At 68.7% G+C, this 14,351-nt stretch carries 14 protein-coding genes; 4 read left to right on the top strand and 10 right to left on the bottom strand.

The window, feature by feature from the left end; translation table 11 throughout:
- Position 1 precedes the first annotated feature (1 nt).
- The 3 genes from WKR98_RS16155 to WKR98_RS16145 are packed head-to-tail and all read right to left on the bottom strand — an operon-like array spanning position 2 to position 2,364.
- On the bottom strand, positions 2 to 739 hold the full coding sequence (locus WKR98_RS16155) for an SDR family NAD(P)-dependent oxidoreductase (RefSeq protein ID WP_124689666.1): 738 nt from the start codon (positions 737 to 739) through the stop codon (positions 2 to 4).
- 19 nt (positions 740 to 758) lie between these two features.
- Positions 759 to 2,099: a type II toxin-antitoxin system HipA family toxin gene (locus WKR98_RS16150; RefSeq protein WP_124689667.1), complete on the bottom strand. Its 1,341-nt coding sequence runs from the start codon at positions 2,097 to 2,099 to the stop codon at positions 759 to 761.
- Between the two features lies 1 nt (position 2,100).
- A complete protein-coding gene (locus WKR98_RS16145; RefSeq protein ID WP_124689668.1) occupies positions 2,101 to 2,364 on the bottom strand; it encodes a helix-turn-helix domain-containing protein in 264 nt (87 codons plus the stop codon).
- A gap of 95 nt (positions 2,365 to 2,459) precedes the next feature.
- Between WKR98_RS16145 and WKR98_RS16140 the strand changes: the two genes are divergently transcribed.
- The 4 genes from WKR98_RS16140 to WKR98_RS16125 all read left to right on the top strand — a co-directional run bounded on the left by WKR98_RS16140 (position 2,460) and on the right by WKR98_RS16125 (position 4,991).
- Positions 2,460 to 3,269, top strand: a complete 810-nt coding sequence (locus WKR98_RS16140; RefSeq protein WP_124689669.1) for an aminoglycoside N(3)-acetyltransferase — start codon at positions 2,460 to 2,462, stop codon at positions 3,267 to 3,269.
- A 109-nt stretch (positions 3,270 to 3,378) separates the two neighbouring features.
- Positions 3,379 to 3,693 (top strand): putative quinol monooxygenase, encoded by a 315-nt coding sequence (locus WKR98_RS16135; protein WP_124689670.1) that lies wholly within the window; start codon positions 3,379 to 3,381, stop codon positions 3,691 to 3,693.
- A gap of 10 nt (positions 3,694 to 3,703) precedes the next feature.
- The gene (locus WKR98_RS16130) at positions 3,704 to 4,579 is read left to right on the top strand and encodes a sigma-70 family RNA polymerase sigma factor (protein ID WP_341434104.1); all 876 of its coding nucleotides are present in this window, start codon (positions 3,704 to 3,706) and stop codon (positions 4,577 to 4,579) included.
- A 10-nt stretch (positions 4,580 to 4,589) separates the two neighbouring features.
- A complete protein-coding gene (locus WKR98_RS16125; RefSeq protein ID WP_124689672.1) occupies positions 4,590 to 4,991 on the top strand; it encodes an OsmC family protein in 402 nt (133 codons plus the stop codon).
- 28 nt (positions 4,992 to 5,019) lie between these two features.
- Here the strand turns inward: WKR98_RS16125 and WKR98_RS16120 are convergent, their stop codons facing one another.
- From WKR98_RS16120 to WKR98_RS16090, 7 genes are all read right to left on the bottom strand, one after another.
- Positions 5,020 to 6,375: an MFS transporter gene (locus tag WKR98_RS16120; protein ID WP_192901755.1), complete on the bottom strand. Its 1,356-nt coding sequence runs from the start codon at positions 6,373 to 6,375 to the stop codon at positions 5,020 to 5,022.
- 36 nt (positions 6,376 to 6,411) lie between these two features.
- Positions 6,412 to 7,218, bottom strand: a complete 807-nt coding sequence (locus tag WKR98_RS16115) for an enoyl-CoA hydratase/isomerase family protein (protein WP_124689673.1) — start codon at positions 7,216 to 7,218, stop codon at positions 6,412 to 6,414.
- A 39-nt stretch (positions 7,219 to 7,257) separates the two neighbouring features.
- Positions 7,258 to 8,784: an AMP-binding protein gene (locus tag WKR98_RS16110; RefSeq protein WP_341434103.1), complete on the bottom strand. Its 1,527-nt coding sequence runs from the start codon at positions 8,782 to 8,784 to the stop codon at positions 7,258 to 7,260.
- Between the two features lie 10 nt (positions 8,785 to 8,794).
- Entirely contained in the window at positions 8,795 to 9,283 is a 489-nt protein-coding gene (locus WKR98_RS16105; protein WP_341434102.1) for a (2Fe-2S)-binding protein, read from the bottom strand.
- Positions 9,280 to 10,119 carry an FAD binding domain-containing protein gene (locus WKR98_RS16100; RefSeq protein ID WP_341434101.1) on the bottom strand — a complete coding sequence of 280 codons (840 nt, stop codon included), beginning with the start codon at positions 10,117 to 10,119 and terminating at the stop codon, positions 9,280 to 9,282. The genes WKR98_RS16105 and WKR98_RS16100 overlap by 4 nt, the downstream gene beginning before the upstream one ends.
- Positions 10,116 to 13,127, bottom strand: a complete 3,012-nt coding sequence (locus WKR98_RS16095) for a xanthine dehydrogenase family protein molybdopterin-binding subunit (protein WP_341434100.1) — start codon at positions 13,125 to 13,127, stop codon at positions 10,116 to 10,118. Before WKR98_RS16095 ends, WKR98_RS16100 begins: the two co-directional genes overlap by 4 nt.
- 172 nt (positions 13,128 to 13,299) lie before the next feature.
- Positions 13,300 to 14,166 carry an AraC family transcriptional regulator gene (locus WKR98_RS16090; RefSeq protein WP_124689678.1) on the bottom strand — a complete coding sequence of 289 codons (867 nt, stop codon included), beginning with the start codon at positions 14,164 to 14,166 and terminating at the stop codon, positions 13,300 to 13,302.
- Positions 14,167 to 14,351 lie beyond the last annotated feature (185 nt).

Raw genomic sequence — 14,351 nt, 5'->3', positions numbered from 1 at the left:
GTCAGGCCTTGGGCAAGGCGATCCCCGTGGCCCGTTCCAGCTCGCGCAACAGCTCGTCCTGGAAAGCCGCGTCGCGCGCGGCCGGATGCGGGTCGAGCCGCTGCTGGTGATGCCAGTATCCGCCGCTCGCGCGGGCCCGCGCGTCCCCGCCGGCGGCCAGCCACTCCTGGGTCAGGTGGCCCAGGCGCAGGTCGTCGGGCGCGTTGGGGCCGCCCATTTTCGTCGGCACCCATCCCGGATCGACCGCGCTGGCGACGACCCCGGGCCACAGCCGGGCAATCGCCATCGCCAGCGCCGTCACGAACAGCTTGCTGTCCGAATAGGACGCCGACTCGCCGCGCCCGCGCCAGTCCAGGCCGTCCAGCTCCGGACGGCCACCGGCATGCATGCCGCTGCTCAGATACACCAGGCGATCCGGCCGGGTGACCAGGGCCGTCAGGACATAGGGCGCGACCACATTGACCGGCAGTATCTGCGGCCCGGTATAGACCCCGGCGTTGTGGATTACCGCGTCCATGCGGCCGAGCCGGTTTACCTGGGCGGCGACGTCCTCGGCCTGCCCCTGGTCCGACAGATCGCCGACCACCGCGCGGGCGCCCCGGTCCAGCAAGTCCTGGACCGCGTCGAGCCGCCGAGGGCCACGCACGTGAAGCACGACCTCGTGGCCGTCGGCGAGCAGCGTGCCGGCCGCCGCCTTGCCCAGCCCGTCGGCCGAGCCCGTGATGAAGATTCGAGACATTGCCAAGCTCCCATGGGAATCAGGACCCCATCGCCGCCAGCGCGCCGGCGGCCTGTTCCAGCCCGCCCAGCACGGTGTCCGCGACACGCGGCGAAAAACCGCGCGGCAGCGCCGCCTGCGCCTGGGCAATGGCCGCGGGCGTGCGCGCCAGGATTTCCCCGATGACCGGCTCGGCCGTGGGCGCGTAGCCGGCCTGCCGCGCCGTGCTGTCGAAGTGGCGGCGCTGGATGCCGTGCATCGCATAGTGCCGGTTCTTGCCCAGCAGCGCCATCGCCAGCCTGATCTCGCGGGGCGACCATTGGTTGGCCCGTTCCCCCAGCACCGGGTAGGCCGACATCACGTCATACAGCGGGGTCAGGCGGAAACGGCCGCGCGGCAGCAGATGGATGCTGAAGTTCTTGGCATGGCCGTCGGGCGCGCGCAACAGCCAGAACAGGACTTGCGCGGCCATCAAGGTCTTCATGTCGGCGTCGGCGTTCACCGATTGCCGCAGCGTGGCGAACAAGGCCTTGAGCCCCGGCCCGCCCTCGTTCTCGTACTTGCGCAGCGGCGAGCATCCCGCCACCTGACAGAAATCCTCCTGCGGCAGCCGCATGATCCAGCGGCCATCGGGCGCGATCCGCCGGTCGAAGCGCTCGACCACCAGCACGCGCTGCTGGCCGAAAGCCGCGATGTCGGCGCCGGCCACATCCAGCCCATAGGCTTTCAGCAGCCTCAGACACAGCCATTCGTTGTCGACCGAGGTGGTGAAATCCGCCTGCCGGCCGCCCATCAATCCCAGCGGCAGCTTGAAGATGTGGCTGGTGGGCGTGGCGCCGCGCGGCGCGTGCCATCGGCCATTCCACCACAGGAAGGCGGTCTTCTCCTGCGCGCCCGCAAGCGAGATGCGGAAATCCGCATCCGGATCCCCCTGGGCGCCGAAGGCCCGCGGCGACACCGTCTCGATCAGATGCCGTTCGATGTCCTCGTCGGACAGGGGAACGCCTTCGATGCGATCGTGGCCGTCAGGCGTCTCGTGCTCGCCCAGTACCTGTACCGCCCCCACGCAGTCGCTGCCGACCGCCTTCAGGAGATCGAAGGGATCGGTCGAGCCAGTGCGGAAACGCTCGGCCACGCGCCGGCGGATCACATCGCTGTCGGGCAGGAGATTGTCGAAATAATTGGCGACCCTTTCGCCCTTCAAGGGCAGGTTGTGCAGGTTGAATGGCAGCGACAGCGAGAGCGGTCGGCCGATGTCGGCGCCCACCCAGTCCGCGTCGTAGTGCAGCTCCATCTCGCCCCGCGCGGGAATCGTCCAGCGGCCGACGCGGATGCCATTGGTCCAGATGTACAGGCTGCGGCCATGCGATCGGCGGCCCATGTCACCAGTCCGCGTGTACAGTGGGCGGTGGCGCCTGGCCGCCGCGCGGCCCCAGGGTCAATTCCAGCCCCAGCGCGGCACACCAGGCCAGCAACTGCTCCAGGCTCAGTTCATGGGCGTGCAGTTCCAGGTGGGACACCCGCGACTGGCTCAGGCCGATACGGCCGGCCAGGGCCGACTGGGTCATCCCCTGGGACTTGCGGGCGGCCTGCAGCACCGTTCCCAGTTGCGTGGCGGTCGCCAGGACTTGAGGTGGCATGGACATGGCAAGATACCTGGAATTCGAATAAAACCATAATATTTGCAATTCAGATATACGTCAAATATCCGTTATTCAAATATTCTTGACTGCCCACCCTCGTGACCGAACACGCCATCATCACCGCCACGCCCGAGCCCCGGACCCGGGAAAGCCTGGCCAGGGACCTGTCCCGGCTGGGTGTCGCGCCCGGCATGGCACTGCTCGTGCACTGCGCCCTGAGCCGGCTCGGCTGGATCTCGGGCGGAGCCGAAACCGTCGTGCGCGCCCTGCTCGACGCCGTGGGTCCGACCGGCACGCTAGTGATGCCCGCACAGTCGTCGCAACTGAGCGATCCCGCCAACTGGCAGGCGCCCGCCGTTCCGCCCGCCTGGACCGACACGATCCGGGCCACGCTGCCGCCGTTCGACCCGTCCACCACCCCGACGCGCGGCATGGGCGCCGTAGCGGAACTGTTCCGGACCTGGCCCGGCGCCCGCCGCAGCCCCCACCCCCTGTGCTCCTTCGCCGCGCTGGGCCCATTGGCCGAAGCGATCACGACCACCCAGGCGCTGGACGACCCCTTCGGCCACGGCGGGCCGCTGGGATGCCTGTACCGCGAACGCGCCGGCATCCTGCTGCTGGGCACCGGCTTCGGCGCATGCACGGCCTTTCACATGGCCGAGACCCTGGCTTCGCCTGCGCCGCCCAGGATTCCCGAAGGCGCGCCCCTGTGGGTGGACGGCCAGCGGCGCTGGGTGGCCTTCGACCTGCCCGCGGGCGATGCCGACCGCTTCCCTTCCCTGGGCGAGACACTCGTCCGGCAGGGCCTGGCCAGGACCGGACAGGTCGGCTCCGCATCCTGCCACCTGCTGGACCTGCGGCCAGCGGTGGACGCGGCGGCCAGGCTCATGACGAAAACCGATCACTGAACAGCAGCCAGGAAATTTTTCCCGCCGACCGATCCGTTTTCCTCGTCCGATTCGTCTTGGGAGTACCGGACACGCCCGTGCCGGTTCCATCCCTGTAGGAAGCCTCTCCATGACCATCGCCGCCCAGCAAGCCGTCACTCTCGTCAACGTCCTGTCGGTCCATCCCGGCAAGCAGCAGGAGCTGCTCGCCTCGCTGCGCCAGAACACGGAAACCGTCATCAGGACGCTGCCGGGCTGGATTTCGACCCGCCTGATCGCCAGCGGCGACGGCAAGCGCATCGTGATCCACTCCCAATGGGACAGCGCCGCCGACGTCGAGGCGATGCGCGCCGATCCGCGCATGCAAGCCTATTTCCCGACCATCCGCGACCTCGCCTCGTTCGACTCCATCCTGGGCACGGACGTACTCTCGCATCATCGCTGACAGGAAATCCATGAACCACGACGACGCGTTCGCCACTCTGCTGGCCGGGATGCGGCCACGGCTCCACCGCTATTGCGCCCGCATGACCGGCTCGACCATCGATGGCGAGGACGTCGTCCAGGAAACGCTCATCAAGGCCCTGGCCGTCCGTTCGTCCGTCGCGGACATCGCCAACATCGAAGGCTGGCTGTTCCGCGTCGCCCACAACGCCAGCCTGGACTTCCTGCGCGCCCGCGCCCGGACCCAGGAAATACCCTTATCCGAAGACATGGAACCGGGAACGGAACTCCCCCAGTCCGACATCGTCGCGGTGGGGTTCCGGACCTTCCTGCAACTGGCGGTCCTCCAGCGCTGTGCCGTCATCCTCAAGGACGTCCTGGGCCATTCCGTCGAAGAGATCGCCGAGGTCGCGGACTGCAGCGTGCCGGCCGCCAAATCGGCCCTGCAACGCGGCAGGCAGCGACTGCGGGAACTGGTGGCCCAGGGCGGGGACCGGCCTGGGCCCGTGCCGCTGTCGGACGACGACCACGAGCGCCTGCGGCACTACGTCGCCCGCTTCCAGGCCGGCGACTTCGACGCGATACGCCGCATGCTGGCCGACGACGCCCGCCTGGACCTCGTCAACCGCCTCAAGCTGCAGGGGCGCAAGGAAGTAGACTTCTATTTCACCCGCTATGCCGAGGCGGTGCATTGGCGATTCGCGCCGGGCGCGGTCGAAGGACGGCCGGCGATGCTGGTCTACGACGCTCGCGGCCCCATGGACCAGCCCGCCCATTTCGTGCTGCTGACGTGGCGCGAGGAAGGCGTGGCCCGGATCCGGGACTACCTGTTCGCGCCCTACGTCATGGAAACCGCCGACTGGGTGCGGCTCGACTCCATTTCCTGAAGGACTCGCCATGCACAAGGCCACCATCGTCTCCACCGGCACCGACTACCTGCATCGAATCCAGGCCGGCCCCTTCGGCCTGGACACCGACGAGCCCAAGTCCCTGGGCGGCCAGGGCGGCGCTCCGGCGCCCTTCGACTACTACCTGGCGTCGCTATCCGCCTGCACCGCGATCACGCTGCGCATGTACGCGCAGCGCAAGGGCTGGAACCTGGGCGAATTCCGCGCCGAGCTGGCCTTGCGCTTCGACGAGCAGGGCACGGCGCACATCCACCGCAGGCTGTATTCGGACCAGCCGCTCACCGCCGAGCAATGGAAACGGTTGCTGGAGATCGTGGCCAATACGCCGGTCACCAAGGTCATGCGCAACGGCGCGGTGATCACCAGCGAAGCTCCCGAGGCGGGGGCGTAGATCCCATGTTCGCCCAGCCGCCTCCGTCCTAGTCGAACTGGCCGTGGGTCTCGGGCGCGACCTTGGCGCCCACCAGGTAGACCACCGCCAGCAAGGCCGAGGTGATGGCCAGCACATGCGGGATGTCCTGCGGCGAACCGCTCAGCAGCGAGACCACCGTGGGCATCATGCCGCCGACGGCGAAGCCTATGTTCCAGGACAGCCCGGTGCCGCTGGCGCGCATCTTGGCCGGAAAGCGCTCGTTCAGGAAGATCATGACGGGCGCGATAATGGCGCCGCCCAAGAGGGCGATGGCCGAGGCGATCATCGTGATCCGCGGCAGGGACGCGGGCTTGGCGATGAGCAGGAACAGGTACGGCAGCAGCACCAGGCAGAAGACCCCCAGCGCGTAGAAGGTCTTCTTGCGGCCGATGATGTCGCTCAGGGCGCCGAAGGCCAGCGCGCCGACGATGGTGCCCACCGAGCTGATCATCAGGATCAGCGCCGAGCTTTCGTGCGGCACGTTCGCGACCAGTTTCAGCAGCGTCGGCAGATAGCCCGCGGTGATGTAGTAGGTCGCGCCGCCGCCGAAGGTGATCAGCAGGTTGACCAGCAGCACGTTGCGGTATTCGCCCGCGAACAGCGTCTTCAGCGGGGAAGCCTGCCTGGCCGCCCCACCCTTCTGCCTGGCCCGCTCGGCCTGGATCTTCTTGAACGAAGGCGTTTCATCCAGCAGCCGGTACATCACCAGGCCAAAGACGGTGCTGATCAGGCCCGAGAAGAACATGACGCGCCAGCCGATCTGGTCGAAGCGATCACCGGGGAACACGTAGGACAGCGCGAAGTACACGATGGAGGCCATCAGCGCGCCCATGCCCGCGCCGCCGCTGCCCACCAGTCCCGACATCAGGCCGCGGTGGCGCGGCGCGATCGACTCCGTGCCTATAGTGTGCGTCGAGGCCACGATGCCGCCCACGAACAGGCCCTGCACGATGCGCAGCGCCAGGAAGATGACCGGCGCGATCACGCCGGCCTGGTGGATGGTCGGCAACAGGCCGAACGCCGCCGTGCTCAGCCCCACGCCCACCATCGAGATCATCAGCGCCCGCTTGCGTCCGTGCTTGTCGGCATAGGCGCCGAACACGGCCGAGCCCAGCGGCCGCACCAGCAGCGCCACCGCGAACGAGGCGTAGACCGCCGCCAGCGACAGGGTCGGCTTGTCCGAGGGGAAGAACAGCCGCCCGATGATGGGCGCCACATACAGCAGGATGAACAGGTCGAACAGGTCCAGCGCCCACCCGAAGGTGGAGGCCAGGCCCGCCATGAAGGCCTTGCGCGACTGCGCGGGATCGGCGGCCGGCTCGAGCGGGCCCGCGCCCGCAACGGTATCCGTGGTCGTATTCATGATGTCTCCGTTGTTGGAATGAGGCAGTGCCCTGGCTTAGCGCCCTTTCCACTGGGGCTTGCGCTTGGCGTGGAACGCCTCGACGCCTTCGCGGAAATCCTCGGAGGTGCGCAGGCGGCTGTAGCAATGGCCCTCGAGTTCGATGGCGATGGACACCGGCGAGTCTTCCGAATCGTTCAGGAGCTTCTTGACCGTGCGCTGCGCCAGCGGCGAGAACCCGCGCAGTTCGTCCACCAGCTTGTCGGTGGCGGCCTCGAGCTGGTCGTCGGCCACGCACTCGACCACGAAGCCCCAGTCGTAGGCCTGCTGGCCCGGAATGCGGCGCGAGCGCATCACGACGTCCTTGGTGCGGGCGATGCCGATCATGCTTTGCAGGCGCGCCGAGCCGCCCGATCCGGGAATCTGCCCCAGCTTCTGTTCGGGCAGCGCGTATTGCGCCGTGACGCTGGCGATGCGGAAGTCGCAGGCGAGCGAGATCTCGAATCCCACGCCGAAGCAATAGCCGCGGTTGGCGGCGATCACCGGCTTGGAGCAGCGTGCCGGCGCCGCGATGTTCCAGGCCAGCTTGGAAACGTGTTCGGGCGTGGCCTCCAGGAAGCCGCGGATGTCGCCGCCACTGGAGAAGTGCTCGCCTTCGGCGCGCAGCACGATCACCCGCACGCGCGGATCTTCGTCCAGCGCCTCGAACACCAGGCGCAACTGCTCGCGCTCGGGCATGGTGATGATGTTGAACGGGGGGCGCTTCAGGACGATGTCGGCGCGCTCGCGCTCCGCATCGACGATGACGTCGAAGCCGTCGAGTTGTTCGAGCAGGGTCTGGGCCGGATGGTTGAGCTTGGGCATGGAGATATCCTTCAGTAGGTCATGCACGGGATTTCGGAATCAGGAACGGTCCGGGTCGAACTCGCCGGCCGTCAGCTTGCGGCGCAGGATCTTCCCCACCGGGGACTTGGGAATCTCGCTGACGAAGACGTATTCCCGCGGACGCTTGAAATTGGCCAGATCGGTGCCCCGGCAATACGCGTCCAGCGCTTCGCCGTCGACAGCGTCCTTGCGCTTGATGAAGGCGACGACGCGCTGGCCCCAGCGCTCGTCGCGCAGGCCCGCCACGGCCACCTCGTCCACGCCGGGATGCAGGGACAGCACCGACTCGATGTCGACTGGCGAGATGTTCTCGCCGCCGCTGATGATCATGTCGTCCACGCGCCCGGTCACGTGCAGCTCGCCGTCCTCGTCCAGGTAGCCCGTGTCGCCGGTGAAGTACCAGCCGCCCTGCAGCGACTTGGCGTTGGCATCGGGCCGGTTCCAATAGCCCTCGAACGCCTCGTCGCCAGCCAGGTCGGCGATGATCTGCCCTTCCGTTCCGCGCGGCGCCAGGTCGTCGGGATCTGTCGTCTCCAGCCTTACCAGGCGCAGGCGCGTGTTGATGCCCGCGCGCCCCGCGCTGCCTGGCTTGCGGCGCGCATCGGGGTTGACGGCCATGGTGTAGACCTCGGAGCTGCCGTAGTGATTGACGAACAGCTCGGGCTGGAAGGCTTCGTCCAGGCGCAGCAGCAGCGCGTCATGCATGGGTGCTCCGGCGAAGCCGAGCTTGCGGACGCTGGAGATGTCGGTGCCTGCGAAATCCGCGTGCGCCAGCAGGTCGTGATACAGCGTCGGCACCAGATACAGGTTGCTGACCCGCTCGTGCTGGATCAGGGCCAGCGCGGTGGCAGGCGCAAAGCGCGGCAGGCACACGAAGCACCCGTCCACCAGCGCCATGGCCAGCAGCGAGCGCACCCCCATGGTGTGGTAGAGCGGCATCACGCCCAGCGTGCACTCGCCTATTCCGTACTGGTTCTGCGCCACGTGGCCCAGCGCGGCCGCCCGCTCCTGGCGATGGCGGCGCGGCACGCCCTTGGGCTTGCCGGTCGTCCCCGACGTGTAGAGCATCAGCGAGATGTCATCCGCCGCGGCCCGCGGGCCGGCCGTCCAGGGCCGGGCGGCCAGCAGGCCGGCGTACGCGTGGGTCGCCGCATCGTCCGCGCCGACCACGATGCGCGGCACCTTCGAGGCCTCGGCCGACTGCGCCACGGCCTCGGCGCTGACTTCTTCGTAGACGATGCCCCTGGCCGCGGCATCGATCAGGCAATAGTCGATTTCCTCGGGCTTGGCGCGCCAGTTCAAGGGCGTGACGATCACCCCCAGGAACTGGCAGGCCCAGTGCAGCGTGGCCATTTCCAGGCGGTTCTGCAACACCACCAGCAGATGATCGCCGTGTTCCAGCCCCAGTTCGTCCAACCCTTGCGCGACGCGCAGGATCTGCTCCAGCCATGCGGCGTAGGTCAGGCGGGTATCGCCTTCCACGGCCGCGATCGCGTCCGGGTTGCGCTCCACGCTCTGCAGGAATGTACGTCCCAAATCCAGCATCAGATGCCTCCTATGTGTTCTTGTTGCGCGAGGCGGCCACGTCCAGGACGGCCCGCACGATGGGCGTGTAGCCCGTGCACCGGCACAGGTGCCCCGAAAGCATGTCCCGCACCTGCTGCTCGGTCGGGTCCGGCACGCGTTCCAGGAAGTCGTCGCACGACATCAGGATGCCCGCCGTGCAGAAGCCGCATTGCAGCGCGTGGTGCCGACGGAAGGCCTGTTGCAGGTCGCTCGGTTCGCCCTCGCACGCCAGGCCCTCCACCGTGTCCACCTGGCGGCCGTCCACCTGCACGGCCAGCGTCAGGCATGAGCGGCCGGCCACGCCGTCGATGCGCACGGTGCAGGCACCGCACACCCCGTGTTCGCACCCCACGTGGGTGCCGGTGGCGCCCAGTTCGTGCCGCAGGAAATCCGACAGCAGCATGCGGCTCTCGGCCGTACCCTCGCGCTGCCGGCCGTTCAGCGTGCAGCGGATGCGATGGGTCTTTTCCGCGCTCATTGCGTGTCTCCTTGCGTCCGCGACGCGGCGGTCGCGATGGCGCGGGCCGCCAGTTGCCGCACCAGCCGCCGGCGGTAGGCGGCGCTGGCGTGCGCGTCGTCCTGCGCGCCCAGCGTCCAGGCGAAATCATTGATGGCGGTTTCCAGTTCCGGCTTCGGCAGGCGCGGCCACTGCACCACGGTCGGCCGATCCGCCACGCCGCCCACGCCCAGGCGTATGGCGTCCCTGCTGACGGCGGCCGCGCAGGCGGCGATGGCGAAATCGCCGTGGCGCAGCGAGAACTCCTCGAACGCGTAGCCCGTGCCGGCCACGCGCAGCGGATAGCGCACGCAGGCGATCAGTTCGTCGCCGGCTCGTGCGGTGGTGAGCATGCCCTGGAAGAAATCCCGGGCCGCCAGGGTCCGGCGGCCTCGCCGGGACGACAGCACCACTTCACCGCCCAGCAGCGCCAGGCACAACGGCAGTTCCGCGCTGGGGTCGGCATGCGCGACCGAACCGCACACGGTGCCCCGGTTGCGTACCTGGAAATGCGAGATGTAGGGAAACGCACAGGCCAGCAGCGGCACCTCCGCGGCCAGGTCCGGCCGCCACTCCACGCTGGCCTGGGTGGCCGCGGCCCCCACCTCCAGCATCCGGCCCGCCACCTTCACGTAGTCCAGCGCCTCGCAGCGCGAGACATCCAGCAGCACCGACGGCTGCGCCAGGCGCATGTTCAGCACCGTGATCAGCGACTGCCCGCCCGCCAGGATGCGGGCCTCGTCGCCATGTCGCGCCAGCAGGTCGCAGGCCTGCGCCTCGTCCTCCAGGCGCACGTAATCGAAAGCCGCCGGCTTCATGCCGCCCCCCTCCATCCGAACAGCGCCAGCACCTTGCGCCACCAGCCGCGCGATCCGGCCCGGGCCGGTTGCCCGCTGGCCTGCCGGCCCAGTTGTTCAAACAATTGCGCGAGCACGATCTTGGCCGCCCCTTCCAGCATGCGGCTGCCCACGGCGGCCACCTTGCCGCTGACCTCGGCGCTGTAGTCGTAAAGAAGGCGCGTGCCGCCCTCGTCGGGCTCGAGCCGCACCTTGCCGCTGCCGCGCGCCGCGCCCAGCGACGAACTGCCCGAGCCAGCCAGGCGCAGGGAATGCGGCGGATCGAGTTCCGACAGCGCGATCTCCGCCGCATAGCGGGCCTTGATCATGCCCACGCCCACCGTCACGTCGGCGCGATAGCGGTTCTCGCCTATCGCCTCCAGCGAATGGCAGCCCGGCACCACCTTGGCCAGCGCCTGCGGATCGAGCAGCACGTTGAAGACGACCTCGGGCGTCGCGGCGATCTGCACGCTGCCCGTGGCGGACAAGGCCTTGCCCGAGCCGCCCGGCGTGGCGGGGCTTGCGGGCGGCGCGGAGGCCGCCTCCGCGCCGGCACTGGGCGGCGGATCGTCGAACCCGATCAGCTCCATGACCTTGAGCGGCGTCAGCGGCAGCCTGACGTCGCAGGCGCCCCGGATCGGCGCCAGGGCATCGGCGACGGCATTGGCCACGCACACCGGCGTGCTCATGTTGTTGCCCTCGCCCAGGCCCTTGGCGCCCAGCGGCGTGAACGGCGACGGCGTTTCCAGATGGACGATGACGGGGTCCGGCACCTCGCAGGTGGTCGGCACCAGATAGTCGGCGAAGGTACCGGACTGGAAACTGCCGTCGCCCGCGTAGCGGAATTCCTCCATGAGCGCGGCACCCAATCCCTGCGCGAAGGCGCCGCGGATCTGGCCGTCCGCCAGCGCCGGGTTGAGCAGCTTGCCCGCGTCGTGCGTGGTGACGTAGCGATCGATGCGTACGCGCCCGGTATCGCGGTCGATCTCGACCGCGCAGATGTCGAAGGCGAATCCGTAGGCCGCGGAAGTGTTGACGCGGTCCTGCTCGTCCGGCGCCGTCAGCTGGGGCGGCGTCCAGAACTCGGTCACCCGCAGCCCCGGCGACTCCCCCTCCGGCAGTTGCCCCGGCGCCCAGTGCGCGCTGCTGGCCGCGCGCGCGAACGCCAGCATCCTGTCCGGCAGGCCCACCTTGCCGCCGGCGAACACCACGTCGGCCGGATCGCACTTCAGCTGATGGGCCACGATGCGCGCGACCTTCTCGCGCAGACGGCTGGCCGCCAGATGCACGGTGCCCGCCACGGCGCCGGCGAAGCGGCTGGAATAATTGCCCGCGGCCACCGACCACGCATCCTTCTGCGTGTCGAAGTCCACGTTCACGGCCACCTGCTCCGGCACGAGGCCGAACACGTCCGCGACGACCTGCGCGCACACGGTCATATGCCCTTGCCCGGCTGGCGAGGAAGCGACGACCACCGACACCCCGCCCAGCGGATCGATGCTGACGGTGGCGCTGGCGGTGGCGCCGTTCTTGGGACCGGCCTTGGCGCGCTGTTCCGCCGTCATGACCGTGCTGATGTAGCCCATGTTGGAGATGGACGGCTCCACGATCGCGGCATAGCCGATGCCGTACAGCCGGCCCTCGGCCCGGGCGGCGTCGCGCCGTTGCAGCAGTTCGTCCAGCCCGCCTTCGCGCTCGGCCATCTCGACCGCCAGCGGGTAGTTACCGGAGTCCAGCAAGGCGCCGGCCGCGGCCCGGTACGGAAACGCCCCCGGCTGCACGAAATTGCGCCGGTACACCGCCAGCGGATCGATCCCCAGTTGCTGCGCGATGCGCTGCACCAGGCGCTCCAGCGCGAAATACACCTGAGGCCCGCCGAAGCCGCGCACCAATCCGGCGGGCGTGCGATTGGTCAGCACCACGCGGTTGCGCACCTTCAGGTTGGGAATCGCATAGGCGCCCGTCAGGCAGCCGTGCATGCGATAGAACGTGGCCGGCTCGGGGGCGCGCAGATAGCCGCCCACGTCATCGAACTGGTCGTAGGACAGCGCGCTGATCCGGCCCTCGCCGTCCACGGCCGCTTCGATCGTGCACAGGCGGGACGTGGCCGAGGTCGCGGCCACCAGGTGCTCCAGGCGGTCCTCCACCCACTTCACCGGCGCGCCCGCCTTGCGGGACGCCAGGCACATCAGCACCACGTAGGGAAACACGCTCTGCTTCACGCCGAAGCTGCCGCCCGAGTCGCGCGGCAGCTTGTGGCGCAGGCGCGTGCCGGGAATCTTCAGCGCCAGCGCCATGACCGAATGCAGCGAGAACGGTCCCATGAAATTGGAACTGACCTCATAGCCGTCGTCGCCCGCCAGGTGTTCGGCGATCACCACCGCCCCCTCGATGGGCGTGCAGGAATTGCGCGGATAGAGGACCGTCAGCCCGACGCGGTGTTCGGCCGCGGCGAAGGCGGCGTCCGGTTCGCCATAGCTGAAACTGCGGTCGCTGACGACGTTGCTGCCCACCGCCGGATGCAGCACCGGCGCATCCTCGGCGATGGCCGCCTCGATCTCCACGGCCACCGGCAGCACGTCGTAGTCGACGCGTATCAATTCCAGCGCGTCCTCGGCGACATAGCGGTCCTCGGCCACCACGACGGCGACCGGTTCGCCCACGTAGCGCACGCGATCCTGGGCCAGCGACCAGTGCTCCATGGGCGACTTCACGCCCACGACGAAAGGCTGCGACCAGCGCTTCACGTCGGCGCCCGTCAGCACCGCCCGGACGCCCGGATGGGCCTCGGCGGCGCCCGCGTCGATGCGCAGCACCTGGGCGTGGGCATGGGGCGACCTCAGGATCGCGGCGTGCAGCGTGCCCGGCTTGACCGGCAGGTCGTCGCCATAGGCACCGCGCCCCGACAGCAGCGCCGTGTCCTCGACCCGCTCCTGCCGCCGCCCGACGAACGGCGCCTGTGCCGTGGGCAGAACGCTCGCGTCACTCATGCAAGCACTCCATGTCTCTTCCTCCTGTTTCCTGCATGCCGCCTACAGGCGGTCTGCGCGAGGAGAAAGATAAGCGGCACCCTGCCCGCGGCCGTTACCGCCGCATCGGCTCACTTACCATGGAGTCTGATTTTTCGGTTTTCCGACGGGAAAGCGGCCCGCGGGCCGGCCGTCAGCGCCCGTCCTTGGCGGGTTCGAGCAGGTCCACCACGCGGCGGTACTCGGTGGGCGTGGTGCCCAGATGCTCGCGGAAGAAGCGGGTAAAGTGGCCGGGCGCGGAAAAGCCCATGTCGTAGGCCAGATCGGCGATGGGCGTCTCGCCCGCGGTCAGCGCGGTGATGGCCGCCTCCATGCGCAGCACGTTGGCGTACACGCGCGGCGTCAGCTTGGTCGTCTTGCGGAACAGCTCGAAGAAATGCGCCCGCGACAATCCGCACTCGGCCGCCAGCACGTCCATGTCCACCGACTGCCCGATGTTCTCGCGCATGCGGCTGATGGCCTTGCGGATGCGCACGTCGCCGTGATGCTGCCGCAGAGTGCCCAACAGCGACTGGTAGCTGCGCCACTCGGAATGATGCTCGATGGTGGCGATCATCAGTTCGAACAGACGCTCTTCCAACTGGCCGGACGGCAGCTCCGCCATCAGCAACATGTCCCGCGCCAGCGCATCGGCCAGCTTGCGCGCCGCGGGCGGCAGCGCGACGCACGGCTGCTGGAAGAAATGGGGATGGGCGCTGACCGTCAGCGCCTGCTGGATGCCGGCCAGCCAGCCGGGTTCGATGTACAGCGCCAGGATGACCGTGCGCTGCACTTCCGCGCCGTTATGGCTGTATGAATGCGGCTCCCAGGCGTTGATCAGGACCGCGCTGTCGTCCGTCAGGGGCTGCGGCTGGCCACGCACCGAGAAATACGTGTCCGCGCCGAAGGCCTTGATCAACACGTGGCAATGGTGATGCGCATGCGACACGAGAAGCATGTTCATGTCGAGCAGCGCAACGCGCCCGAACTTTCCCTGCAGGATCCTGATTGCAGCGGACATGGGGCCTTCCCCTACGCGCTGACGCGCGCCCCGCATGTTGAGCCCCCAACCGCTCCGCGGCTGCCCCCCAGGGGGGCGTGGGCCCGCCTGGGGGCGGACCGGCAAAGCCGGATCCGCTGTGCCCTGGATAAGGGGCGGTGTTCTTCAGGGGAAGCTGACATGGGAGACGCTCCACGTAACCGGTA

The sequence above is a fragment of the Pigmentiphaga sp. YJ18 genome (assembly GCF_038066655.1).
In the GTDB taxonomy this organism is placed as follows: domain Bacteria; phylum Pseudomonadota; class Gammaproteobacteria; order Burkholderiales; family Burkholderiaceae_B; genus Pigmentiphaga.
Note: the sequence above shows the minus strand (reverse complement) of the source record. Positions and strands in the feature narration are given on the sequence as shown.